Annotated in this window: 20 protein-coding genes; 16 read left to right on the forward strand and 4 right to left on the reverse strand. The window is 65.8% G+C overall.

Going from position 1 to position 23,102, the window contains the following annotated elements:
- Positions 1 to 5: 5 nt before the first annotated feature.
- The 5 genes from GV832_RS04495 (at position 6) to GV832_RS04515 (ending at position 8,864) form a co-directional block, all read left to right on the forward strand.
- Positions 6 to 836 carry a sterol desaturase family protein gene (locus GV832_RS04495; protein ID WP_168773637.1) on the forward strand — a complete coding sequence of 277 codons (831 nt, stop codon included), beginning with the start codon at positions 6 to 8 and terminating at the stop codon, positions 834 to 836.
- A 129-nt stretch (positions 837 to 965) separates the two neighbouring features.
- Positions 966 to 4,061: a beta strand repeat-containing protein gene (locus GV832_RS04500; protein WP_168773638.1), complete on the forward strand. Its 3,096-nt coding sequence runs from the start codon at positions 966 to 968 to the stop codon at positions 4,059 to 4,061.
- A gap of 315 nt (positions 4,062 to 4,376) precedes the next feature.
- On the forward strand, positions 4,377 to 5,948 hold the full coding sequence (locus GV832_RS04505) for a hypothetical protein (protein WP_168773639.1): 1,572 nt from the start codon (positions 4,377 to 4,379) through the stop codon (positions 5,946 to 5,948).
- Positions 5,945 to 7,165 carry a glycosyltransferase gene (locus GV832_RS04510; protein WP_168773640.1) on the forward strand — a complete coding sequence of 407 codons (1,221 nt, stop codon included), beginning with the start codon at positions 5,945 to 5,947 and terminating at the stop codon, positions 7,163 to 7,165. Before GV832_RS04505 ends, GV832_RS04510 begins: the two co-directional genes overlap by 4 nt.
- A 613-nt stretch (positions 7,166 to 7,778) precedes the next feature.
- Complete coding sequence (locus tag GV832_RS04515; RefSeq protein ID WP_168773641.1) at positions 7,779 to 8,864, forward strand: hypothetical protein; 1,086 nt, start codon at positions 7,779 to 7,781, stop codon at positions 8,862 to 8,864.
- Positions 8,865 to 9,165: 301 nt separating this feature from the next.
- On the opposite strand, the gene GV832_RS04520 is transcribed toward GV832_RS04515, so the two are convergent.
- Positions 9,166 to 9,606, reverse strand: a complete 441-nt coding sequence (locus GV832_RS04520) for an NUDIX domain-containing protein (protein ID WP_168773642.1) — start codon at positions 9,604 to 9,606, stop codon at positions 9,166 to 9,168.
- Between the two features lie 78 nt (positions 9,607 to 9,684).
- Between GV832_RS04520 and hslO the strand changes: the two genes are divergently transcribed.
- The 7 genes from hslO to GV832_RS04555 all read left to right on the forward strand — a co-directional run bounded on the left by hslO (position 9,685) and on the right by GV832_RS04555 (position 18,122).
- On the forward strand, positions 9,685 to 10,695 hold the full coding sequence (gene hslO / locus GV832_RS04525; RefSeq protein ID WP_168773643.1) for an Hsp33 family molecular chaperone HslO: 1,011 nt from the start codon (positions 9,685 to 9,687) through the stop codon (positions 10,693 to 10,695).
- A complete protein-coding gene (locus GV832_RS04530) occupies positions 10,692 to 11,258 on the forward strand; it encodes an NUDIX hydrolase (protein ID WP_168773644.1) in 567 nt (188 codons plus the stop codon). Before hslO ends, GV832_RS04530 begins: the two co-directional genes overlap by 4 nt.
- Complete coding sequence (locus GV832_RS04535) at positions 11,255 to 12,394, forward strand: CCA tRNA nucleotidyltransferase (RefSeq protein ID WP_168773645.1); 1,140 nt, start codon at positions 11,255 to 11,257, stop codon at positions 12,392 to 12,394. The genes GV832_RS04530 and GV832_RS04535 overlap by 4 nt, the downstream gene beginning before the upstream one ends.
- Before the next feature lie 186 nt (positions 12,395 to 12,580).
- Positions 12,581 to 14,428, forward strand: coding sequence for an ABC transporter ATP-binding protein (locus GV832_RS04540; RefSeq protein WP_168773646.1), 1,848 nt, complete (start codon positions 12,581 to 12,583; stop codon positions 14,426 to 14,428).
- Positions 14,428 to 16,269 carry an ABC transporter ATP-binding protein gene (locus GV832_RS04545; RefSeq protein WP_168773647.1) on the forward strand — a complete coding sequence of 614 codons (1,842 nt, stop codon included), beginning with the start codon at positions 14,428 to 14,430 and terminating at the stop codon, positions 16,267 to 16,269. The genes GV832_RS04540 and GV832_RS04545 overlap by 1 nt, the downstream gene beginning before the upstream one ends.
- Complete coding sequence (locus tag GV832_RS04550) at positions 16,266 to 17,474, forward strand: class I SAM-dependent RNA methyltransferase (protein ID WP_168773648.1); 1,209 nt, start codon at positions 16,266 to 16,268, stop codon at positions 17,472 to 17,474. Before GV832_RS04545 ends, GV832_RS04550 begins: the two co-directional genes overlap by 4 nt.
- A gap of 144 nt (positions 17,475 to 17,618) precedes the next feature.
- Positions 17,619 to 18,122 carry a L,D-transpeptidase family protein gene (locus tag GV832_RS04555; protein ID WP_168773649.1) on the forward strand — a complete coding sequence of 168 codons (504 nt, stop codon included), beginning with the start codon at positions 17,619 to 17,621 and terminating at the stop codon, positions 18,120 to 18,122.
- A gap of 98 nt (positions 18,123 to 18,220) precedes the next feature.
- On the opposite strand, the gene dalA is transcribed toward GV832_RS04555, so the two are convergent.
- Positions 18,221 to 18,742, reverse strand: a complete 522-nt coding sequence (dalA, locus tag GV832_RS04560; RefSeq protein WP_168773707.1) for a divisome-associated lipoprotein DalA — start codon at positions 18,740 to 18,742, stop codon at positions 18,221 to 18,223.
- A 169-nt stretch (positions 18,743 to 18,911) separates the two neighbouring features.
- On the opposite strand from dalA, the gene GV832_RS04565 reads away from it, so the two are divergent.
- From GV832_RS04565 to GV832_RS04575, 3 genes are all read left to right on the forward strand, one after another.
- Entirely contained in the window at positions 18,912 to 19,520 is a 609-nt protein-coding gene (locus GV832_RS04565) for a L,D-transpeptidase (protein WP_168773650.1), read from the forward strand.
- Positions 19,521 to 19,768: 248 nt separating this feature from the next.
- Complete coding sequence (locus GV832_RS21970; RefSeq protein ID WP_227754217.1) at positions 19,769 to 19,945, forward strand: hypothetical protein; 177 nt, start codon at positions 19,769 to 19,771, stop codon at positions 19,943 to 19,945.
- Between the two features lie 236 nt (positions 19,946 to 20,181).
- Positions 20,182 to 20,373, forward strand: coding sequence for a hypothetical protein (locus GV832_RS04575; protein ID WP_168773651.1), 192 nt, complete (start codon positions 20,182 to 20,184; stop codon positions 20,371 to 20,373).
- A 78-nt stretch (positions 20,374 to 20,451) separates the two neighbouring features.
- Here the strand turns inward: GV832_RS04575 and hemH are convergent, their stop codons facing one another.
- Positions 20,452 to 21,489, reverse strand: a complete 1,038-nt coding sequence (hemH, locus tag GV832_RS04580; protein WP_168773652.1) for a ferrochelatase — start codon at positions 21,487 to 21,489, stop codon at positions 20,452 to 20,454.
- Positions 21,490 to 21,533: 44 nt separating this feature from the next.
- Complete coding sequence (locus tag GV832_RS04585) at positions 21,534 to 22,325, reverse strand: methyltransferase domain-containing protein (RefSeq protein WP_168773653.1); 792 nt, start codon at positions 22,323 to 22,325, stop codon at positions 21,534 to 21,536.
- A gap of 23 nt (positions 22,326 to 22,348) precedes the next feature.
- On the opposite strand from GV832_RS04585, the gene GV832_RS04590 reads away from it, so the two are divergent.
- A complete protein-coding gene (locus tag GV832_RS04590) occupies positions 22,349 to 23,071 on the forward strand; it encodes a ComF family protein (protein WP_168773654.1) in 723 nt (240 codons plus the stop codon).
- Positions 23,072 to 23,102: the final 31 nt, after the last annotated feature.

Raw genomic sequence — 23,102 nt, forward strand, 5'->3', positions numbered from 1 at the left:
ACGCCATGACGACTTTTCTTCTGGACCACGAACCGGCGCTGAGGGTGGCGGCCTTCCTCGGCGTCCTTGCCGCGATGATGGCCTGGGAGCTTGCCAGCCCGGTGCGACGGCAAGAGGTCCCTCGGGTGATCCGCTGGACCAACAACCTTGGGCTGGTGATCGTGGATACCGCGATCCTGCGCCTGGCCTTTCCCCTGTTGGCCGTCGGACTGGCCACGCGGATCGAGGGCGGCGGGCTCTTCGGCCTCTTGTCGCTGCCGGGCTGGGTCGCGGTTCCGCTTGGCCTGCTGCTTCTGGACCTTGCGATCTATTTTCAGCACCGGGTCTTCCATGCCGTGCCCCTGTTGTGGCGCCTGCACCGGATGCACCACGCCGACCCCGATTTCGACACCACGACCGCGCTGCGCTTTCATCCGGTCGAAATCGTCCTGTCGATGGCGATCAAGCTCGCCGTGGTCGCCCTGCTTGGCCTGCCCCCGGTCGCGGTCCTGGTGTTCGAGGTGATCCTGAACGCCACGGCGCTGTTCAACCACGGCAATGTCTCGTTGCCGCCCCGGCTGGAGCCCCTGTTGCGGCGGTTGATCGTCACGCCGGACATGCACCGGGTCCACCATTCGACCGATCCGGTCGAGACCAATTCGAATTATGGCTTCAACCTGCCGTGGTGGGACCGGATCTTCGGCACTTACCGCCCCGCCGCGCGCCTGGGGTCACAGATGGAGACCGGTTTGACCGAATTCCGTGCCCCCCGCGAGCAGTGGATCGACCGGCTGCTCCTGCAACCCTTCCGCCGCCAGACCGAAAGGCCGAAAAGGCGCCCGACCCTCGGCCCTTGATGCGCAGTGCCCCGGGCCTTGCGCGGGGTCCGACCCCGATGCAGTCCCTTGACCCCCGGCAAGACCGGCCTATCCAGGCGGGGCGCGCCGCGTTAGGATCGGTCTGAACCCGAGAAGGATGCCCAGGCGATGACGGTTTATCTCTTTTCAGGACTTCTGGACGGCGCGCATCTGACGGTTGATCCGGACCTTGATCAGGTCATCGTCGACGTCGCCGGGCTTTCGGCGGCGGACCTGCGGCTGACGGCCGGTGCCTCGGGTCTTGGGCTGAGTCTCGGGGGCAAGACGATCTGGCTGGACGGGCTGGCCCCGGGCGATCTTTCGGCCGGCGGGCCGGGGTTCCAGGATGGCACGATCGTCTTCACCAGCGGAACGCTGATCGTCGCGGATGGCACCTCGGGGCGCATCGCCGATCCCCTGAGCCGCCTGATCTCCTTGGCCGGGACTTCGGGAGACAGCCAGATCATCGGCTTCGGCCGGGCCGATACGCTGATCGGGGGCCTGGGCAATGACTGGATCGTGGCCCAGGGGGGCGGGGCGGTCGGTCCTGCGGGCCTGACACAGGTCAGCCAGGCGGCAGGCCTGGGCGCTCCTACGGCAAGCTACGGCGCCTCGATCTCGGCCGATGGGCGTTACGTCGTCTTCTCGGGCGGCTGGACGGGCTTTGGCAGTCTGGACAACTCGGCTCAGGACATCATCGTCAAGGACATGGCCACCGGAGCCGTCGTGAACGAGCACAAGACCTGGGACGGGCGCTTTGCCCTTTCGGGTTCGGGCGGGGCGCAGATCTCGGCGGATGGCGGAACCGTGGTGTTTCAAAGCTTCTCGCTTCTGGTCCCCGGCGCCAGTTTCGGCGCGATCTATGCCACCGAGGTCGGCGGGCCGGGGATCGAGATGGTCTCGGCCGTTGGCGGAACGATGGCCAATGGCGTCAGCTATGGCGCCGACATTTCGGCGGACGGGCGCTATGTGATCTTCAACAGCGTGGCGACGAACCTTGTTTCAGGCAGCGCGGGGACGACGGCGGACCTCTTCCTGAAGGACCGCGTCACCGGCACGGTCGAGCGCATCACCACCGGCACGGGCGGAGGCGATGCCAATGACGATGCCGTGGGCGGGCGCATTTCGGGCAATGGCGCCTATGTCGCCTTCTCCAGCGCCGCCACCAACCTGACGGCGAGTTTCTCCGGCAATGGCGCGCGCGACGTCTATCTGTGGCAGGCCTCGACCCATGCCCTGACCAACCTGACCGCGCTGACCGGGGCGGCCTCCAGCACCGGGGTCGATGTCTCGTCGACCGGGGTCGTGGTCTTCGAGACCAGCCGGGCCCTGGTCGCCGAGGATACCGGCGCCCAGACCGACATTTACGCCTGGAGCCAGGCCGCAGGCTTTGTCCGCGTCTCGACCACGGCGACCGGGGCGCAGGTCGCGCTGTCCAGCACCGATGCGGCGATTTCCGACGATGGCCGCTTTGTTGTCTTTCGCAGCTTTTCGGATGACCTGGTGGCGGGCGATGCCAATGGCTGGCCAGATGTCTTCGTCAAGGACCTGGCGACGGGCGCCATTGCCAAGCTCTCGGGCCCTGCCGCCAACCAATCCTCGGGCGCCCCCGAGATTTCGGCCGATGGCGCCTGGATCGTCTTCGAGACCTCGGCCACCAACCTGGGGCCCAATGATGCCAACGGCGGGCAACTGGATGTCTTCCGCATCGCCAATCCCCTGATGCAGGGGCTTTTGCAAGGCGGGGAGGGGGATGACACCTATGTCGTCTCGCAGCCCGTCACGATCCTCGAGGCCCCGGGCCAGGGCCGTGACACGGTGCGCGCCAGCCAGGCCTGGACCCTGGGCGCCAACCTGGAAGACCTGGTCCTCCTGGGTCGGGCCAATCTGCGCGGCACGGGCAATGGGCTGGACAATGTCCTGACCGGCAATGCCGGGGCCAATCTTCTGGACGGCAAGGCGGGGCGCGACACGGCCTCTTATGCCCAGGCCGGGGCGGCGGTGACGGTCTCGCTGGCGGTGGCCGGGGCCCAGGTCACCGGGGCGGGCAGCGACACGCTGATCAATATCGAGAACCTGACCGGCTCGCGCTTTGCCGACCGCCTGACCGGGGATGCCGGGGCCAATGTGCTGGACGGAGGCGCGGGCGGCGACACGATGACCGGGGGCGAGGGCGGCGACACCTATATCTGCGACGCGGCCACCGACATCATCGTCGAAAGCGGCGTGACCCCGGGCGAGGTCGACAGCGTGATCTCATCGGTCAACTGGACGCTTCAGGCGACGCTCGAGAACCTGACATTGGCCGGCACCGCCTCGACGGGCACTGGCAACGGAAGGGACAACGTCCTGCGCGGCAATGGGTCGAACAACGTCATGTCCGCGGGCGGCGGCCATGACCAGGTCTTCGGCAATGGCGGCAACGACAGTCTCATCGGCGGAACGGGCAACGACACGCTGAACGGCGGGGCGGGGTCGGACACGATGCTGGGCGGAGAGGGCTCGGACAGCTATCACTGCGACGCGGCGACGGATATCGTCTCCGAGACCGGGGTGACGCCGGGCGACATCGACAGCGTCTTCTCGGCCGTGAGCTGGATCTTGCAAGCCACGCTCGAGAACCTGACCCTGACGGGCACCTCGGCGGTATTGGCCGGGGGCAATTCGGCCAACAACCTGTTGACGGGCAATGCCACCGGCAACCTCTTGACCGGCAATGGCGGCAACGACACGATGCTCGGCCTTGCGGGAAACGACACGCTGGAAGGCGGCACCGGAGACGATGTCCTGACCGGGGGCGCAGGGGCCGACCGCTTCCGCGTGACGACGACCCTGGGCACGGACCTGGTGACGGATTTCGTCTCGGGCCAGGATCAGTTCGCATTCCGGCAGTCGGGTCTGGCGATCGGGGATGGCGATACCCTGCTCGAGGGCGGGATCGAGACCCAGGCGGTCTTCGGCGCCTTGGCCGAGCTGGTCATCCTGACCCAGGCCGCGACCGGCTTGACGACGGCCGAGGCCGCGGCTCGGATCGGCGCGGCCTCGGGCGCCTATGGCCTGGGCCAAAGCGTGGCTTTCGTGGTGAGCGATGGCAGCGCGACGGGGGTCTTCCGCTTTGTCAGTGCCGGGGCGGATGCCCAGGTCAGCGCGGCGGAGCTGACCTTGCTGGCTGTCCTGCAAGGCACAGCCGCCACGCACCTGGGCGACTACCTGTTCAACATCTGAGACCCTTGGCAGGTCCAAAGCGGCCGGCGCCGCAGGGCAGGGGAGAGAGAAAGCTTCGAATTGTCCATTTTTCGGGCAGACCCCCGCGGGGGCGCGTTCCCCCCGATGCGCAACGCCATGTCCCCGACCTGCCATGCTTTCCGCCCCGCTGCCGTCGCCGGACCGAACGGCGGGACTTCGTCGGCCGAATTGCCCCCGTCTTGACAAGAATGACGCGCCTGTCATGAAGGAAACCGTTGAAGAGTGGCCAGAAGACCGCGCCATTCCCTGTTTGGTGGGGCATTCTGCCTCCGCTTGTGTCGACCCGGAGGATGAATGCTCTACACAGATTTCTATTTTCGGATGAAGCGGCAGGACGCTGTCTGCATCGCCGGATGGACCCAGGGGCCGATCGAAAACGCCGTTCTGCATGTTGGCGACCAGAGGTTGCCGGCGACCTCGGCGCTGACCCATATGCGTGCCGATCTGCCCACCGGAGCGATCGGGTTCATCCTGCGCTTTGAATTGGGCGGCGAGATTCTGGATGTCGAGACGACCAAGCTGCACCTTTCGGGTCCGGATCGGATCGCTGCCTTCCCGCCCTCCTCGGCCAATATCGACGCCCTGATCGGGGCTGCAACGGATGACGGCTTCCTGTGCCTGATGATGGGCGTGGTCGATGGGGTCTTTGCCATCGAAGAGCCCGCCTCCTTTGCCAAGGCGCACAAGCGGCTGGTTTCCATAGCCGCCAACCGGCCCTTTGCCGAGCTGCCCGGCGCTGCCGTGGCCCAGGACCAGGCCCTGAGCTTCGCCAATCCGCCGCGCCTTCTGGTCAACGGCTGGATGGGCGACGACGAAAACTCCGAGATCAAACACCAGGCCTCGATCATCGATTCGGCAGGCATCGCGCCGGTCGCCCTGTTCCCCAATGCGCTCATGCGGCCCGACCTGGCCGGGGTGCAGATCCGGTCGTTGAATGTCGGTGTTTCCTCGGGCTTTGTCGGGACCGCGCGGCTTGAGCCTTCGACGGGCACCGATCCGGTCTGCCTTGTGGGTCTGATCCAGGACGGCACGACGCTTGCCACCCTGCGCAGCGTGCAGCCCAAGGGGCTGGCCGATCTCGGCGGCCAGTTCGAACTGATGCGCCGCAACCTGGTGGCCGCCGACAAGGCCGACACGATCTTCGGCAACCTCTTGCCCTCCCTCCCCGATCACCTGAACGGCGTCGGAGAGCCCGTGGACCGCAGCCAGCCGCCCCAGGGCCTGGCCTATGTCCTTGAACTTGACCTCGACCATTGGCAGGGCCGCGACGTGGTCCGCCTGGTGCGCTGCAGCGACAGCGATGTCGTCCGCGTCAGCCTGATCACCGACCAGGCGAGCGAGGGGCTGATCCGCTCCACCCTCTTCGACCGGATCGAGGCCGGGGCCAGCGCGCCGCGTCTCGACCTGGTGACCGCCAATCAGCCCCTGGCGCGCTGGGCGCCCGAGGCACGCCACCTGATCTGTTCGACCGCCGTGACGCTGTTCCACACCATGCCCTTCGCCATGTTGGCCAAGGCCCGCGCCGAAGAGGTCGGGGCGCTTTGCATCGTCCTGATCGACGACCTGGAAAGCGGCCCCGCCGAGATCGCGCCCGAGGTCGCGGCCGAGGCCCTGATGCAGGGCAAGCCCTTCGTGGCGCAGCTTGACCAGTCCATGATGGAACCGCTTGTTCACCCGGAATGCCTGCACATGACCCAGACCGGCCAGATGCGCTGGCTGATGGTCTCGCTGGCCAAGACCGGTGCCGTCACTTTCATCGGCCTGCCCGGCCTGTCCTTCCTGCCCGGACGCGACCCGGTTCCCGCGCAAAGCCGCCAGATCGAACTTCGCGCCATGCGCCTCGTCGCCGAGGAGACCGCCAATTGACCCGCACTGTCATCATCTCTCACTCTCACCCCAAGCTGAGGGGCGGCGGCGGCGAAGTGGCCGCGCATCGGCAGTTCGAACATATGCGCAGCATCGGTCAGGACGCCTGGTTCCTCGGGGCGGCCTATGACCAGGCCGTCATCCCGACGCTGTTTCCCAATCATAACCGCCTGGTCGAATTCGCGCCCCATGACCACTGCTTCCGGGCCTTCCCGATGGACAGCAGCCTGATGGAGCATACCAACCAGGAGGACGAGGACGCGCTTCTCGCGATCCTCCTGCGCTACAAGGCCGATGTCTATCACTTCCACCACTTCTGGAACATCGGTGCGGGCGTGGTGCGGCGGCTGCGCGCGGCGCGGCCCGAGGCCAAGCTGATCTGCACCCTGCACGAATTCATCGCGATCTGCATGCATGACGGCCAGATGGTCAAACGCAACAACGGCCAGCTTTGCACCGAATCCAGCGCGGTCTCTTGTGCCCTGTGTTTCCCCTATCTGATCCCGGCGCATTTCGTCGTCCGCAAGCACCGGCTGCAAGAGATGCTGGCCTGTTTCGACGTGCTCTTCTCGCCCAGCCAGTTCCTCGCCGACCGGTTCATCGCCTGGGGCCTGCCCGAGGCCAAGCTCAAGGTGCTGGAGAACGGCTTGATGCCGGAAGAGGCCAGCACCCATGCCCCCCCGCCCGACCGTCACCGCCGCTTTGCCTATTTCGGCCAGGCGACGCCGACCAAGGGGCTGGACGTGCTTCTGCGCGCCGCCCGTCGCGCGGTCGAGCAGGACGAGAAGACCGATTTCACGCTGGATATCCACGGCGTGACCGAAGAGCGCTTCCGCGAGCTCTGGCCGAAAGAGCCGGAGCTGCCCGACAATGTCCGCTTCCGCGGCACCTATCGCCCGACCGAGGTCCTGGACCTGATGCGCGGCTATGGCTGGGTCGTCGTCCCCTCGGTCTGGTGGGAGAATTCCCCGGTCGTCATCCAGGAGGCCCGGCTGGCCGGGACCCCGGTCATCGCCTCGAACATCGGCGGCATGAAGGAAAAGGTCGGCGGCTGGGGCGAGCTTTTCCCGGTCGGGGATTCCGAGACCCTGTCGCGGATGATCCTGTCGCTGTCGGCCGATGTCGCGCTGCACCAGGCCGCCCTGGCCCGGATCACCGCTCCGCTGATGATCGACGAACATGTGAAGCTCTTGCAGGACCAGATCGCCGCCCTGTGACCCTTGCACGCGTGCAAGAAGTGCAAAGGCTTGATTTCGGGCAAGTTCTGCTGTGACATTAGGAATTGGTTAACCCCTTTTCCAAGGCGCCGGGGGAAGCCTCGGCGCCTTTCGCATTGGACCCCAGAACATGAGCGACCGCGCCGCAGAAGCCTATGCCGCAGCCCGAGCGGAGATTGCCCGGGTGAAGGCGGCGGGCTCGGCGAAGCTTGATCTTGGGCAGGATGGGCCATTGCGAGAGCTTGCCGCACATTTGGAGCGGCTGCCGCCCGAGATTGCTGATCTTCACGATATCTGGGAAGTAGAGCTTACCAATACGGCTGTCTCCGACCTTTCCGCCCTGTCTGGGATGGCTGAACTAATCTCACTCGAACTCAGCAAAAGCGCAGTGACTGATCTTGAGCCAATATCGAAGCTCGCTTCCCTGAGACGGCTTTACATCGGTGAAACACGGATTGCCGACCTTTCGCACCTCGGGGGGCTCGAGAACTTGGAGAGGTTGAATATCGAATGCACGTTTGTTGCCGATCTGGTGCCACTGGCTGCCCTTGCCAAGCTTAAGTCTCTCGTCGCCAATGAAAGTCTGGTCAAAGACTGCTCCCCGCTTTCGGAAATGACTTCGCTTACCTATCTGGACATCACTTCTACCGAAATCGCCGACCTCTCCCCCCTGACCCATCTTTACGCTTTAGCGGAAGGCGGCGAACACGATGGCGTCTCCTTCACCGACACCCCCGCCGCTGCCTCCGACCCCCGCCTCGCCGAAATCGCCGCCATCCTCCACGGCGGCGAGCGCTCCAAGGCCCTCCTCGACCACCTCGCCGAACAGGAGACCTTCCGTCTGGAAGCGGCGCTGGAGGCGGCGTTAAAGGGGCCCATCCTTGTCGAGAGCCTCGCCGATATCGAGCGGCAAGGTCCGGTCTTTGCTGCCGTCTCCGTCGAGCGGGGGCCAGAGGTTGCGGCGGACTTGCGGCATCAGGAGCTCTTGGGGGCCTTGCAGTTCTCCTCGACCCGGCTGTCGCGGGCCAATGTGCAGAACCGCATGGGCCAACAGGTCGCCGACAGCTTCCGCGACTATGCCGAGCAGAGTCGCATCCAGCCCCTGAACCCGCGCATCCTGAACCTTCTGGGCAATGACATTCGGGCAGTCCTGGCGGATGCGGACCTTTCGGCGGGGCTGGACGGGTTCGACCTCTCCGCCCTGCGGGGGTTCATGGTCGAACATGACGCTTTCCTGGCCGAATACTATCCCCGCGCGCTTCTGGGCGTCCGGCATGAGGTCAAGACCGACCCCGCGACCTTGCAACGCGAGTTGTTCCCGCAGATCAGGGCGGCGCAGAAGGCGATTGCAGAGGCGGAAATCCTCGCGCCCTCGGTTGGCAAGGCGCTGGAGATGGTTGAGCGCCATGCCGAGGCGGCAAATCGCCGGCTGATGACGGCCCATGATCCCGAAAAGCTGGCGGCGGCGCAGAAAGAGCTGAACCGGGGCGCGGTTTTCGCAGCGGGCTTTGTCGGGCGGATCGTCGTGCGGCTGAGGCAGTTTGTCCAGTCCGAGGGCGGGCGCTGGAAGGGCGATCCCCTGGGCGGCTTGTCGCGGGCCAAGACGATCCATGACGTGGCGGGCATCGCGGCTCATCACCTGACCCCGATCTTCCGCGCGCTTTGGACCTTGGTGACGGGCACCCCGCCGCCCTTCTAAACCGCCGCCCCACACCCTCCCCGCCGCCCCGGGCTTGAACCGGGGCCACGACCCTTCCGCAAGACCCGGGGTATACCCCGGGCTACGGGTCCCGCTTGATCTGGGAAGCACCGACCAATCCCGGGGTTCCCCCCGGGCAACATTCTCGCCTGGTGCATGAAGGTCGGCGAGACGAGCGCTGCCACAGGGGCGAGGCAGATCGAGGGTGTCTCCCGCTGCCCCGGGTTCCGCCTTGGCGACCGCTCACCGCCTCTCGTGGCAACGCGGGCGGAGGGGGCTCGATGCCCCCGACGGCCGCAGCTTAGCCCCGCAGCACCCGCGCCGCCATCGCCCGGTCGCCCTGGTTGGTCAAAAGCGCCAGGGCCGAGCCCGCTTCCGTCCAGATCGCGGTATGGCCAGCCTCCGACGGCGGCCCCATGCACAAAGTCGGCCGCGCCACATAGATCGCGCAGACCTTCTCGGCCCATTTGTCGTATTCCGGCATATAGGTGAAACGGCGATAGATCCCCACCAGCTTCGGCGATGAGATATGCCAGCCGGTCTCCTCATAGACCTCGCGGTGAAGCGCCGCGATGGGGGCCTCGCCGGGGTCGATGCCGCCGCCGGGCAGCTGGAACTCGGGGATGGGCTCGGCCTGGTGGGTCAGAAGCACCTGGTCGCCGCGCAACAGAACCGCATAGACCCCCGGCCTGCGCCTGTATTGCATCCCGCTTTTCACAGCCTCGCCATACCGCCGGATCATAGCTTCCCCCTTGGTGCGGACACCATTCTGCTTATATAGGCCCGATATGCCGAATCCGGTGCCTTCAGGAAACCCCTCATGTCCACCACCATTCCCTGGGACGATACCGTCCTGCCCTTCCAGCTTGACGCTTCCGATGTGCGGGGCCGTGTCGTGCGGCTGGACGGCGCCCTGGACGAGATCCTGGGCCAGCATTCCTATCCCCCCGCCATCGAGGCCCTGGTGGCCGAGACCGCGCTTCTGACCGCGCTGATCGGCCAGTCGATCAAGCTGCGCTGGAAGCTCTCGATCCAGGTCCGCGGCAAGGGCCCGGCGCGGCTGATCGCCACCGATTACTACGGCCCCGAGGAGGAGGGCGGCCCGGCCCGCATCCGCGCCTATGCCTCTTATGATGCGGAACGGCTGGACGAGGGCGCTGACCCCTTCTCCCAGATCGGCGAGGGCTATTTCGCCGTCATGCTGGACCAGGGGCCGCATATGACGCCCTACCAGGGCTTTACCCCCATCGCGGGCACCAGCCTTTCGGACTGCGCGCAAACCTATTTCGCCCAGTCCGAACAGCTGCCCACGCGCTTTGCCCTGACCTTTGGCCGGTCTCAGTCCCCCGGCCAGGCAGCAAGCTGGCGCGGCGGCGGGATCATGCTGCAACATATGCCGCAGGTGGGCATGGCGATGAAGGACACCGGCGAGGGCGGCTCGGGGGAGGGTGGGCTTCTCGACCACACCGATATCCTCTCGGGCGAGCCGGCCGAGAACTGGAACCGCGTCAACATCCTTCTGAACACGGTCGAAGAGATGGAGCTCATCGGCCCCTCGGTCTCTCCGACCCAGCTTCTGACCCGGCTCTTCTCGGAAGAGGAGCCCCGGGTCTTCCCGGAGACCGAGGTGCATTTCGGCTGCTCCTGCAGCGAGGACAAGGTCCGCCAGACCATGTCGATCTATGGGGCCAAGGATATCAAGCGCATGACCACCGAGGCGGGCGTCGTCACCGCCGATTGCCAGTTCTGCGGCGCCCATTACGAGATGGACCCCGCGACCCTGGGGCTGGAAGCCGAAAAGGCCCGCAAAGAGGCCGAAGCGCGCGAATGACCGAAATCTCTCGCCTGGCCGAGGCTTGCGCCCGGTTGGGCGAGGGCTCTTCGGACTATGACCTGAACCCGGCCCTGCGTCCGGCCGAGCGCGCCTTGCGCCCGGCCGCCGTCCTGGTCGGCATCTGCGAGGGACGGGTCATCCTGACCAAGCGCGCCTCGCATCTGAAGCACCACCCGGGCCAGATCGCCTTTCCGGGCGGCAAGCTGGAAGCCGGAGAGACGCCCGAGGATGCTGCCCTGCGGGAAGCACAGGAGGAGATCGGCCTCGAGCCCTCCCATGTCACCCCCCTCCTGCGCCTGCCCGCGCATGAGACGGTGACGGGGTTTTCCATGACCCCGATCCTGGCCCGTGTCGCCCCCAGTGACTTCCGATGCGACCCTTCCGAGGTCGACGAGGCCTTTACCGTGCCCCTGGCGCATCTGTTGAACCCGCAAAACTACACGGTCCAGCGGCGCCAGTGGCGCGGGACGATGCGGGCCTATTATGCTGTGCCCTGGGGCCCCTACTACATCTGGGGCGCAACGGCGCGGATCCTGCGCCAGATGGCGGGGGCAAAATGAAGATCGGGGGCCCTTGGACCTCGCATCACGGCACCCAGGCGCTTTGTGCGACCCTGGCGCTGGAGGGGCATCGCATCCTCTTCGTCGGCGGCTGCGTGCGCAATGCGCTGATGGGGCTGCGGGTCTCGGATATCGACATGGCGACCGATGCCGCACCGGTCACGGTGATGAAACTGGCCGAGGAGGCCGGGTTCAAGGTCATCCCCACCGGCATCGACCATGGCACGGTCACGGTGATCGCGGGCGGCGCGGTGCATGAGATCACCACCTTCCGCCGCGATGTGGCGACCGATGGCCGCCGCGCCACGGTGGCCTATTCGCGCGACATTGCCGAGGATGCCGCCCGCCGCGACTTCACTATGAACGCGCTTTACGCCGAGCCCTCCGGCGAGGTCCTCGACCCCCTGGGCGGCCTGCCCGACCTCTTGGCCCACCGGGTGCGCTTCGTGGGCGACCCTTCGACGCGCATCCGCGAGGATTACCTGCGCATCCTGCGGTTCTTCCGCTTTCATGCGGCCTATGGCGACCCCATGCAGGGCATCGACGCCGAGGGGCTTGCCGCCTGTGCCGCGCTTTCCGATGGCATCCAGGGCCTGTCGCGCGAAAGGGTGGGCCACGAGATGCGCAAGCTGCTCTCGGCCCCCGATCCCGCCCCGGCTCTGGCCGCCATGCAGGCCAGCGGCGTCCTGGCCCAGGTCCTGCCCGGCGCCGATCCGCGCGGCATCGGGCCCCTGGTCCACCTCGAGACGCTCAACGCCCAGGCCCCGCGCTGGCAAAGGCGGCTTTGCCTGATGGGAGGCGAGGGCGACCTGCGCCTCTCGCGCTCCGAGGCCGCCGAGATCGTCCAGCTCCGCGACCAGTTGGGCAGCTCGCTAACCCCGGCCGCGCTGGGCTGGAAGCTGGGAATCACCCCGGCCAGCGATGTGATCCTTGCAAGGGCGGCGCTGTTCGAGACGCCCCTGCCCGAGCGCTGGCAGGCAGAGATCGACCGGGGCGCGGCTGCGCATTTCCCGGTAGCGGCGGCCGACCTGATGCCCGCCCTGCAAGGCCCCGAGCTTGGCGCGCGGCTGAAGGCGCTGGAAACCGCCTGGCTCGCCAGCGACTTGACCCTGACCCGGGATCAGCTCCTGGCCTGACATGCCAGCGCCGATTTGCGCGTGACAAAGCGCCGCGGATCGGCTAAGTCACCCAAACCCAACAAGGAGAACAGCATGGATCACGGGACCCCCAATCGCCTCATTTGAGCCGACCGGTCCTGTCGTGGCGGTCGCTCCTGACCTCCGCCGCCTTCCCTTGCTGACACTCTCCTTGGACGTTTCCCCATGTTTCGTTTCTTCGAAAACCTCGTCGACCCCTATAAGCCCTATGCCATGAACGACACGCCGCCGAAGGGGCTTTGGCCCTTTCTGCGTGACTATGTGCGCGAGTTCCGGGGCGTCTTCACCGTCACCGCGCTGTTTTCGGTGGGCAATGGCGTGCTGGATGTCGGCATGCTGTGGTATCTTGGCCGCCTGGTCGACATGATGACCCAGACCTCGCCGGCCGAGTTCCTGGCCGCGCATTGGCTCGACCTGGTCCTGGTCGCCGTCGTCATCCTGTTCATCCGCCCGGTGGTGGCGGCGGGGTCGGTGGCTCTCTTGCACAACACGATCCTGACCAACTTCGGCACGATGATCCGCTGGAGGGCGCATGGCCATGTGCTGCGCCAACCCGTGGGCTGGTTCGAGAGCGACTTCGCCGGCCGCATCGCCAACCGGATCATGCAGGCGCCACCGGCGGCGGGGGATGCGGTCTTCCAGGTCTTTGACATGGCGGTCTTTGCGGTCACGACCTTTGTCGGCGCCTGCATCATGCTGTTTGACGCCGATCCGCGCCTGATGGTGCCGCTGATCCTCTGGGCCATGGCCTATTTCGCCCTGATGCGCTGGACGATCAAGCGGGCGGGCCCGGCCTCGACGGCGGCCTCCGAGGCGCGCTCGGCGGTGACGGGCCGCGTGGTGGACAGCTATACCAACATCCATTCCGTCAAGCTTTTCGCCAATCACGGGCAGGAAATGGACTATGCCCGCGAGGCGATCGAGGGCGCGCGCACGGCCTTTCAAAAGGAAATGCGCATCGTCACGGTGATGGACATTGTCCTGAACCTGATCAACGGGCTGATGATCCTGTCCGTCGCTGCCCTGGCGATTTACCTTTGGGTTCATGGGCTTGCCATGGTGGGCGTCGTGGCCTCGGCCGTGGCTTTGGTCCTGCGGCTGCATTCGATGACCTTCTGGATCATGTGGGCCTCGACCAACCTGGTGCAGAACCTGGGCACCGTGGCCGAGGGCCTGGAGACCATCGCCCAGCCCATCACCCTGGTCGACGCGCCCGAGGCGCCCGCCTTGCAGTTCAAGCAGGGGCTCATCGAGTTCCAAAGCGTCAGCCACCATTACGGGCGCGGCGCCGGGGGTCTGGACAAGCTGAACCTGGTGATCAGGCCCGGCGAGAAGATCGGCCTGGTGGGCCGGTCGGGCGCGGGCAAGACGACGCTCGTCAAGCTGATCCTGCGGTTCTACGACACCGAGGAGGGGCGGATCCTGATCGACGGTCAGGATATCTCGAAGGTCAGCCAGGAGTCCTTGCGCCGGGTGATCGGCATGGTGCAGCAGGAATCGACGCTCCTGCATCGCTCGGTGCGCGAGAACATCCTCTACCCCAACCCCACGGCGGGAGAGGAGGCGATGATCGCGGCGGCGAAGAAGGCCGAGAGCCATGACTTCATCCTGGATCTCGAGGATCCCAAGGGCCGCAGGGGCTATGACGCCCATGTCGGCGAAAGGGGCGTCAAGCTTTCGGGAGGTCAGCGCCAGCGGGTTGCCATTGCCCGGGTGATCCTGAAAGATGCGCCGATCCTGATCATGGACGAGGCGACCAGCGCTTTGGACTCCGAGGCGGAAGCGCTGATCCAGAAGGCCCTGTTCGGCGTGATGGAGGGCAAGACGGTGATCGCCATCGCGCACCGGCTCTCGACCATCGCCGCCATGGACCGGATCGTGGTGCTGGACCGTGGTCATATCGTCGAAGAAGGCCCCCATGCCGCGCTTTTGGCGAATGGCGGGCTATATGCGCAGCTCTGGGCCCGACAATCCGGCGGGTTCCTGGGTGAAGATATCGAAGAGGAAGTCTGATGTTCGTTCTGGGTCCCCGCATCGCGCCGTTCTCCAAGGCTGAAACGGCGCCGCCTTCGGGGACCCTCGCCTTCTTCATGTGGGCGGTGAAGGGGGCCTGGCCGGGGATCCTCTGGGCGGTCTTCTGGTCCTGCGCGGCGGGCTCCTTGGAGGCGATTTCGGCGACGATTCTGGGCGACCTGGTCGATGCGGCGACCATGGCGGACCCTTCGGCCTTCATGGTCGATCATGGGCACCTGGTGGCCTGGTTCCTGTTCTTCTACCTGGTCGCCCGGCCCGTGGTCCTGGGGCTGAACACCTATGGCCTGTCGCTGATCATCGAACCGAACCTCTTCCCGTTGATCCTGTCGCGGCTGCACCGCTGGACGCTGGGGCACTCGGTCACCTTCTTTGACAACGACTTCGCGGGCCGCATCGCGCAAAAGCAGATGCAGACGGCAAGGGCGGCCACCGATGTGGTGACGGGGACGATCGAAACCTTGGCCTTTTCCCTGGCCTCGGTCGTGGGGTCGGTCGCGCTGATGCTGGCGATCAACCCCTCGGTCTCGGGCGCCTTGGTGGCCTGGGTCTTGGCCTATGTGCTGTTTATCCGGCATTTCCTGAAACGGGTGCGCGGGGCTTCGGCCATGCGGGCCTCGGCGCGGGCCAATGTCACCGGGCAGATCGTCGATACGGTCACCAATATGAAGACGGTCAAGCTCTTCGCCCATACCGAGCATGAAGACCGCGTGGCCCTGGACGCCATGGGCTCTTTCCGCGACAGCGCCATGAAATATGGCGCGATTTCCTCCTGGTTCCGCTTCAACCTGATGGCCTTGGCGGGGGTTCTGCCGGTTGTCATGGTGGGCATGACCGTCTGGCTCTGGATGCATGGGGGCGCCACGGCGGGGGATATCGCTGCGGCGGGGGCGATCTCCTTCCGGCTGAGCCAGATGACCGGCTGGGTCTCGTTCTCGCTGATGACGATCTTCGGCAACCTGGGCGAGGTCGAGGACGGCATCCGCACCCTGACCCCGCCGCATTCCCTGACCGATGACCCGGGCGCCAAGGACCTGCCCCGGGTGCGCGGAGAGATCGTGATGGACCATGTCTCCTTCGCCTATGGGCGGCGCAAGGGGGGCTTGCAGGAGGTCTCATTGACCATCCGCGCCGGGGAGAAGATCGGCATCGTGGGCGCCTCGGGGGCGGGGAAATCGACCCTGGTCAACCTTTTGCTGCGGCTCTACGACACCGAAAAGGGCGCGGTTCTGATCGATGGGCATGACATTGCCAAGGTGACGCAGGAAAGCCTGCGCCAGCAGATCGGCATGGTCACGCAGGAAACGGCGATGTTCAACCGCTCCGCCCGGGAGAACATCCTCTACGGCCGCCCCGATGCCTCGGACGCCGAGCTTTACGCCGCCGCCGAGGCTGCCGAGGCGCATGAGTTCATCCTGGGGCTGAAGGATCACCAGGGCCGGACGGGCTACGAGGCCTTCCTGGGCGAGCGCGGCGTCAAGCTTTCGGGCGGGCAGCGGCAGCGGATCGCCCTGGCTCGCGCCTTCCTGAAGGACGCGCCGATCCTGGTGCTGGACGAGGCGACCTCTGCCCTCGACTCCGAGGTCGAGGCCAGCATCCAGACCGCCCTGACAAGGGTGATGCAGGGCAAGACCGTCCTGGCCATCGCCCACCGCCTGTCCACCATCGCCGAAATGGACCGGATCATCGTGCTGGACCAGGGGCGTGTGGTCGAACAGGGCTCCCATGCCGAGCTTCTGGCCCTTGGGGGGCTTTACGCGCGCTACTGGAGCAGGCAAAGCGGGGGCTTCATCGGGACCGACGAGAAGGAAGCCGCAGAGTGAAGCTGACCATTGCCAGGCTGGGCCATCGCGGTGACGGGATCGCAGAGGGGGTCTATGCGCCGGGCACCCTGCCGGGCGAAGAGGTCGAGGGTGAGCTTCAGGGCGATACCCTGACCGATATCCGCATCCTGACGCCTTCTTCTTCGCGGGTGAAACCGCCGTGCTCCCATGCAAGGACCTGTGGCGGCTGCCTGATGCAGCATGCCTCCGATGCCACGGTGGCCGAGTGGAAGACCGCCATCGTGCGCGGCGCCCTGGAGGGGCAGGGGCTTTCGGCCGAGGTGCGGCCGATCATCACCTCGCCTCCGCGAAGCCGTCGTCGGGCGACCTTGGCCGCGCGGCGGACCAAGGGCGGGGTGCTGATGGGCTTTCACCTGCGCGCTTCGGACACCATCGCTCCGGTCCCGAACTGCCAGCTTCTGCATCCCGACCTGATCGCCGCCTTTCCCGCGCTGGAGGCGCTGGTCAAGATCGGCGGCTCTCGCACGGTCGAGATGACGCTTGCCGTCACCCGCACCCTGACCGGCGCGGATGTCGTCGTCACCAACGCCAAGCCCGCCGATGCCGAGCTGCAGCTTGACCTCGCCCGGCTGGTCGAGGCCCATGGGCTGGCGAGGTTGACCTGGAACGGCGAAGTGGTCGCCCAACGCACCCCGCCGATCATCAAGCTGGGCGCCGCCCGCGTGGCCCTGCCCCCCGCCGCCTTCCTGCAAGCGACCGAAGAGGGCGAGGCGGCGCTTCTGACCCTTGTCCGCGAGGCCGTCGGGCCCGCCAAGAAGATCATCGACCTCTTCTCCGGCCTTGGCACCTTCTCCCTGCCGCTGGCGCAGAATGCCGAGGTTCATGCGGTGGAAAACGACGTGGCGCTCTTGACCGCCTTGGACAAGGGCTTCCGCCTGGCCGAGGGGCTGAAGCGGGTGACGACCGATATCCGCGACCTCTATCGCCGCCCGCTGGAGCCTGACGAGTTCAAGGGCATCGACGCGGTCGTCATCGACCCGCCCCGCGCCGGGGCCGAGGCGCAGTGCCACACGCTGGCCAAGTCCAAGGTGCCCGTCATCGCCATGGTCTCTTGCAACCCGGTGACCTTTGCCCGCGATGCCAAGATCCTGGTCCAGGGCGGCTACAAGCTGCACTGGGTCCAGCCGGTCGACCAGTTCCGCTGGTCGAACCATGTCGAGCTGGCGGCGCTCTTCACGCTTTAGGTGTTTTTTCCCGGTCGCGTGAAGGACGGAATACCGTTGCCCACTTTTCCTCTTCACGCTTTAGCGAGGTCGATCTTGGCTGTTGGCGCGCGGGCGCCTTTCGGCTAGAGGCATAAAAAACCACCGGGCAGGCAAGGGACAGTCATGACCGCAATTCTTCGGGCGATCCTGGTCGTCCTGTCTTTCGTCACGCTCACGGGATGCCTCTTCGGCGGTGGCGATCGGCCCTATACCGGCCCGGCCATCACCTTGATCGAGGTCCACAAGGCCGACCGCAAGATGTATCTGCTTTCGGGCTCCGAGGTCGTGAAGACCTATGACATCCAGTTGGGCGGCAACCCGATCGGGCCCAAGCAGTTCGAGGGCGACGGCAAGACCCCCGAGGGCGCCTATGTGATCACCCACCGCAACCCGCGTTCGGCCTATCACCTGAGCTTGGGGATTTCCTATCCCAACACGGCCCAGGTGGCCGCGGCCAAGGCGGCCGGCAAGAAGCCAGGCGGGGATATCTTCATCCATGGCCAGCCCAACCGGCGCGGGGCGCGCGGGGGCGACTGGACGGCGGGCTGCATCGCCGTCAGCAACCGCGAGATCGAAGAGATCTACCGCATGGTGAACCCCGGAACCGTGATCCGCATTTTCCCGTAAAGCGAAAGGCCCCGGCGAAACCGGGGCCTTTTCGTTTGGGGTCGTGAAAAAGCCCGGGGTATACCCCGGGCTACGCAGACCCATCAGAGCCCTAGACCTTAAACCGCTGCGCCCACTTGCGCCGCCCACCAGAGCTTGCCGCTGGGCTCCTGGAACCAGGCGAAGCCGAAATCGGTGGCGCGCGGGTCCAGGAGAACCGCCCGCGTATCGGCCTGGGCCGACCAGTCGGCCAGGGTCTCAAGCTCGGTCTGATAGGTTTCCGAGATCAGCTCGCCCAGGAGCTTGCCGGTGTAGCCCACGCGCTGGGCCCGCACCAGGGGCGAGGAGCCGTCCGAACCGAAATGCCAGGGCCGGTTCTGCACCGCCATGTCGCGGGCATGGGTGGCGCAGGCGGCGATCAGCGGCGCGCTGAAGGCCAGTGCCGTCTCGCCCTTGGACTGGCGCAGCGCGTTCAGCCCGTCGAGCATCCGGTAGGAAATCGCGGATTCGTCGCCCGGCTTGATCGGATAGACCTTGGGCAGCGGGCGGCCATCGGGCCCCAGGGGTGCCGGGGCCGGGGCGGGTCCACAAGCGGCAAGCGCCGCGGCGGCGCCAAGGAGAAGGGCAGAGCGTCGTTCCATCATACACCTGTATTGGCCCTTCGCCGGGCCTTTGCTTGCCCCCCGCATAGCGCGTTTTGCGGCGCGGGAAAACCCTTGGCGGGAAAGCTCTGCATGACTTCGCTGTGAATTGAAGCTTGGGGCGCAAGGCTGTATGAACCCCCCATCGAGACGTCAAGGAGATCAGAGCATGTCTGACGAGTTGCCCCACAAGTCCTCGCGCCGCCTGTTCCTTGGCGCCGCTGCCGGGCTGATGGCCGGCGCCCTTCCCGCAAGGGCCGAAACATTCACCGGCTCGACCGAGTTCGAGACGCCGACCACGCCGAACAATCCGCGCGCCAATATCTCCAGCTTCGTGATGCGCGACTGGCGCGACTTCTTCGCCAATACGAAGAACGGCGCGATCCTCTGCGACCTGACCTCGCGCGCGCTGCACTATTGGTCCGAGGATCAGTCCATCTACAAGCTTTACCCGACCTCGGTCCCCTTGAACGAGGACCTGACCAAGCGCGGCGCGACCTCGGTCATCGAAAAGGTCGTGAACCCGCGCTGGGTCGCCACGGCCTCGATGTTGAAGCGCAACCCCGATTGGCCCAAGTCGATCGAGGGCGGCTCGCCCGACAATCCCTTGGGCGTGCGGGCGCTTTATCTCGGCTGGCCGACCTACCGAATCCATGGCACCCATGACACCCGCAAGATCGGGCGCCGGTCGTCCAATGGCTGCGTGGGCCTGTACAACGAGCATATCGTCGAGCTTTTCGACCTCGCCAAGGTCGGGACTCAGGTGCTTTTCCTCTGAGCCTTCGCGGATTTCCGCCCCAACGCCCCTCCGCCCCGTCGGAGGAGGGGCGTCCGTTGCGCCCCGCACGGGCCACTTCTTGGCCCAAGTGTTGCCAAATTGACGATTCCTTGGCGCAGATCGGCAAAAAACCGCCCCAACCTGTTGCAAAGATTTGGCCGCTCTGCTTTGACGGCACTACGAGGAACATCTTGGGTGCGTCCGCCGCCTCTGCGACACTCGGCTGGGCGCTGAAACTGGAGTCTACTATGAAGAAAATCGCTCTCGCCACCGCCTTCACCCTGGCCGCTTCCACCGCTTTCGCTGGTGGCGCTCCGGAAGTCGTCGTCCCCGAAGTCAAGGCTGTCACCACCTCGTCGTCCGCTGGCGGCCTGGTCGTTCCGCTGCTGCTCCTGCTCGTGCTGGCTGCTGCCGCTTCGAACTGAGCTTCGGCTACAGAATTGGAAAGACGGCGGGCTGCCCGCCGTCTTTTCTATTTCCACCGCTTGGTAATATGGCAACACTTGGACGCGAGCGGGGCGTAAACCCGCCGGTTTCGGGCCAAGTGCGGTTGCAATTCCCCGCCCAAAATGCTTTTATCCGCTTCACGAGCAACAATTCTGTCGCGCCCCCCCTGGCACGGGGATCGGACAAGCGGCCGGATACACAAACGGAGATTCCAATGAAGAAAATCGCTCTCGCCGCCGCCCTGTCGCTGGCCGCTTCCACCGCTTTCGCTGGCGGCATGAACCAGCCGATCGTCGAAGCCGCCCCGGTTGTCGACACCGTGACCCAGACCTCGTCCTCGAACGGCGGCCTCGTCGTTCCGCTGCTGCTGCTCCTCGTGGTTGCCGCGGCCGTTTCCGCGAACTGAGATCGGGCATCCCGAAATAGCGAAGGACGGCACATGGCGTGCCGTCCTTTTGCTTTTGGGGCCCCCGAAAGGTTGGCCTTACAGCCATCCCCCCAGATTTTGTTGGATGACCTGCGTCAGCGCCGAGATATGGGCCGCGTCGTCGTTCAGGCAGGGGATATAGGTAAAGCTCTCGCCACCGGCATGGTGGAAAGCCTCGGCAATCTCGCCCTGGATTTCTTCGAGCGTTTCGATGCAATCGGCCGAAAAGGCCGGCGCCATGACCGCGATCCGCTTCTTTCCCTGGCGGGCCAGCTCGGCCACATGTTCGACCGTATAGGGTTTCAGCCACTCTTCCCGGCCGAAAACCGACTGGAAGCTGACGTCGATCGAGCCCTTTTCCCAGCCCAAAGCCTCGCGCAGAAGCCGCGTCGTCTTCATGCATTGGCAGTGGTAGGGGTCGCCCTCCATCAAATAGCGCTGCGGCATGCCGTGGTAGGAGGTGACCAGAACGTCCGGCACATGGTCCAGTTTCGCGTAAGCGTTGCGGACCGAATCAGCCAAGGCGGCGATATAGGCGGGGTGGTCGAAATACTCGGCCACGGTGCGGACGGCGGGCTGGCGCTTTTCCTTCGCCAGGGCGGCAAAGAAAGCATCGTTGGCCGTGGCCGAGGTCGCGCCGGCGTAATGCGGGTAAAGCGGCAGGAAGACGATCTTCTCGCAGCCGGCCTCGACCATGGCCCTGACCTTCGAGGCGGTCGAGGGATTGCCATAGCGCATGCAGAAATCGACCATGATCTTGTCGCCATAGATCGCGCCAAGGCTCTCTTTCAGCGCAGCGGTCTGCGCCTTGGTGATCGTCATCAGCGGGCTCTCCCCCGCCTCGTGGTTCCAGATCGACTTGTAGTTCGCCCCGGATTTCGATGGACGCACGGTCAGGATGATGCCCTGAAGAATCGGCTGCCATTTCCACGACGGCAGGTCGATGACGCGCTTGTCCGAGAGGAATTCGTTCAGATACCGCCGCATCGACCAATAGTCGTAATTGTCCGGCGTGCCGAGGTTGGCGACCAGGACCCCCACCTTGGCGGGCTTGACGGGCGGGTGATTGGCGGGGGCATGGGCGAGACGGTCCATCCGGGCTCCTGTTTTGTCCCAATGTAGGTCTTTGACGGGGGCGGTCAAAGCTTGGGGAGTTTCTTTTCGACCGATTGCAGCACATCGGCCAGCCTCGCGGCAGCCGAGCCCGGTTTCAGCGGCTTTTGTTGGCTTTCGTGCGGCGCCCAGGCGGTCAGGGTGATGATCTCGAAGGTGGCGGGAATCAACCCGTCCACCGCCAGTTCGGCATAAAGCTCGGCGGCGCGGGCGAAAACCGCGCGGCGGGTGGGGTGGCGCAGGCGGGAGGCCAGGGCATTGCCCTCTCCCATCGCGCGCAGGTCCTGCATCAGGTGGAAGATGTCGCGGTATTTCGCCGTCAGGGTAAAGCTGTCGGCCACAGGCAGCGCAAAGCCCGCCCGGCCCAGAAGCCCGCCCATGTCGCGGATCTCGGCCATGGGCAGGACGCGGGGGGAGAGGCCGCCGGTGACCTCGGTTTCCGCTTGCGCCAGGCAGGCGCGGAGCTCGTGCAGCGTCTGGCCGCCGAAGGCCATGCCGATGAACCAGCCATCCGGCTGCAGGGCGCGGCGGGATTGCACAAGCTGGCCCACCGGGTCATCGGCCCAATGCAGGCAGAGCGCATGGATCACAAGATCGTGCGCTCCGGGCGTCACGGCAAGCGTGTCCTCATCCGCCACCGTGGGCATATCGGGCCACAGATGCGGAAAACCCGTCACCACCAGGGGCGCGGTAAACGTCCTGTTAACCTCTTTGAGCCTCTCCTGCACTTCGTCCACGGCCATTTCCTGGAGGAAAAGGGCAGTGGCGCGGGCGCGGTTGGCACGCAGTCGGGCGCGGTCTGTCAGCTTTGGCGTCATGGCGCGGACATTAGGGGGCAAAGTTGGGATTGCAAGCCTTGGCACATCTTCTTTACCCGCCGCAGTGCCTGGCCTGCGGATGCCGGGTGCAGTCGGATTTCGCCTTGTGCAGCGATTGCTGGCGCGACACGCCCTTCATCACAGGGACGGTCTGCAACGCCTGCGGCATCCCGCTCCTGGGGGGCGAGGACGACCCCGAGGCGCTCTGCGACACCTGCCTGACCGAAAGCCATCCCTGGTCGGCGGCGCGGGCGGCCTTGTCCTATCGCGACAAGGGGCGGGAGATGGTGCTGGCCCTGAAACATGCCGACCGGATCGACCTTGCGCGTCCGGCCGGGGACTGGATGTTCCGCGCGGCGCAACCGATCCTGAAGCCTGACATGCTGGTGGTGCCCATCCCGCTGCACTGGCTGCGGATGGTGAAACGGCGCTACAACCAGGCCGCGCTTCTGTCGGCCCGGGTGGCGAAGCTGGCGGGGTTGGAGCATTGCCCGGACCTCCTCCAGCGCCGAAAATCCACCGGCAGCCAGGAGGGGCGGACGAAAGAGGGCCGCCATGCCAATATGCGCGACGCCCTGACGCTGCACCCCCGCCGCGGCGCCAGGGTCGAGGGGCGGCATGTGCTTTTGATCGACGACGTCATGACCTCGGGTGCGACGATGCATGCGGCGGCAGAGGCCTGTCTTGCGGGCGGTGCAATCGGGATATCGGTTCTTGTCATGGCGCGCGTTGCAAAGGAGGCTTAGCTTGTTATGGTAAGCGCGGCCCAAGGACAGA

It is taken from the genome of Stagnihabitans tardus (assembly GCF_009925085.1).
GTDB lineage: Bacteria > Pseudomonadota > Alphaproteobacteria > Rhodobacterales > Rhodobacteraceae > Stagnihabitans > Stagnihabitans tardus.

Bases quoted from the DNA above. Each gene is read 5' to 3' on its own strand.
- GV832_RS04495 (WP_168773637.1), top strand. From the start codon at position 6: ATGACGACTTTTCTTCTGGACCACGAACCGGCGCTGAGGGTGGCGGCC.
- GV832_RS04500 (WP_168773638.1), top strand. From the start codon at position 966: ATGACGGTTTATCTCTTTTCAGGACTTCTGGACGGCGCGCATCTGACG.
- GV832_RS04505 (WP_168773639.1), top strand. From the start codon at position 4,377: ATGCTCTACACAGATTTCTATTTTCGGATGAAGCGGCAGGACGCTGTC.
- GV832_RS04515 (WP_168773641.1), top strand. From the start codon at position 7,779: ATGACTTCGCTTACCTATCTGGACATCACTTCTACCGAAATCGCCGAC.
- GV832_RS04520 (WP_168773642.1), bottom strand. From the start codon at position 9,606: ATGATCCGGCGGTATGGCGAGGCTGTGAAAAGCGGGATGCAATACAGG.
- hslO (WP_168773643.1), top strand. From the start codon at position 9,685: ATGTCCACCACCATTCCCTGGGACGATACCGTCCTGCCCTTCCAGCTT.
- GV832_RS04530 (WP_168773644.1), top strand. From the start codon at position 10,692: ATGACCGAAATCTCTCGCCTGGCCGAGGCTTGCGCCCGGTTGGGCGAG.
- GV832_RS04535 (WP_168773645.1), top strand. From the start codon at position 11,255: ATGAAGATCGGGGGCCCTTGGACCTCGCATCACGGCACCCAGGCGCTT.
- GV832_RS04540 (WP_168773646.1), top strand. From the start codon at position 12,581: ATGTTTCGTTTCTTCGAAAACCTCGTCGACCCCTATAAGCCCTATGCC.
- GV832_RS04545 (WP_168773647.1), top strand. From the start codon at position 14,428: ATGTTCGTTCTGGGTCCCCGCATCGCGCCGTTCTCCAAGGCTGAAACG.
- GV832_RS04555 (WP_168773649.1), top strand. From the start codon at position 17,619: ATGACCGCAATTCTTCGGGCGATCCTGGTCGTCCTGTCTTTCGTCACG.
- dalA (WP_168773707.1), bottom strand. From the start codon at position 18,742: ATGGAACGACGCTCTGCCCTTCTCCTTGGCGCCGCCGCGGCGCTTGCC.
- GV832_RS04565 (WP_168773650.1), top strand. From the start codon at position 18,912: ATGTCTGACGAGTTGCCCCACAAGTCCTCGCGCCGCCTGTTCCTTGGC.
- GV832_RS21970 (WP_227754217.1), top strand. From the start codon at position 19,769: ATGAAGAAAATCGCTCTCGCCACCGCCTTCACCCTGGCCGCTTCCACC.
- GV832_RS04575 (WP_168773651.1), top strand. From the start codon at position 20,182: ATGAAGAAAATCGCTCTCGCCGCCGCCCTGTCGCTGGCCGCTTCCACC.
- hemH (WP_168773652.1), bottom strand. From the start codon at position 21,489: ATGGACCGTCTCGCCCATGCCCCCGCCAATCACCCGCCCGTCAAGCCC.
- GV832_RS04585 (WP_168773653.1), bottom strand. From the start codon at position 22,325: ATGACGCCAAAGCTGACAGACCGCGCCCGACTGCGTGCCAACCGCGCC.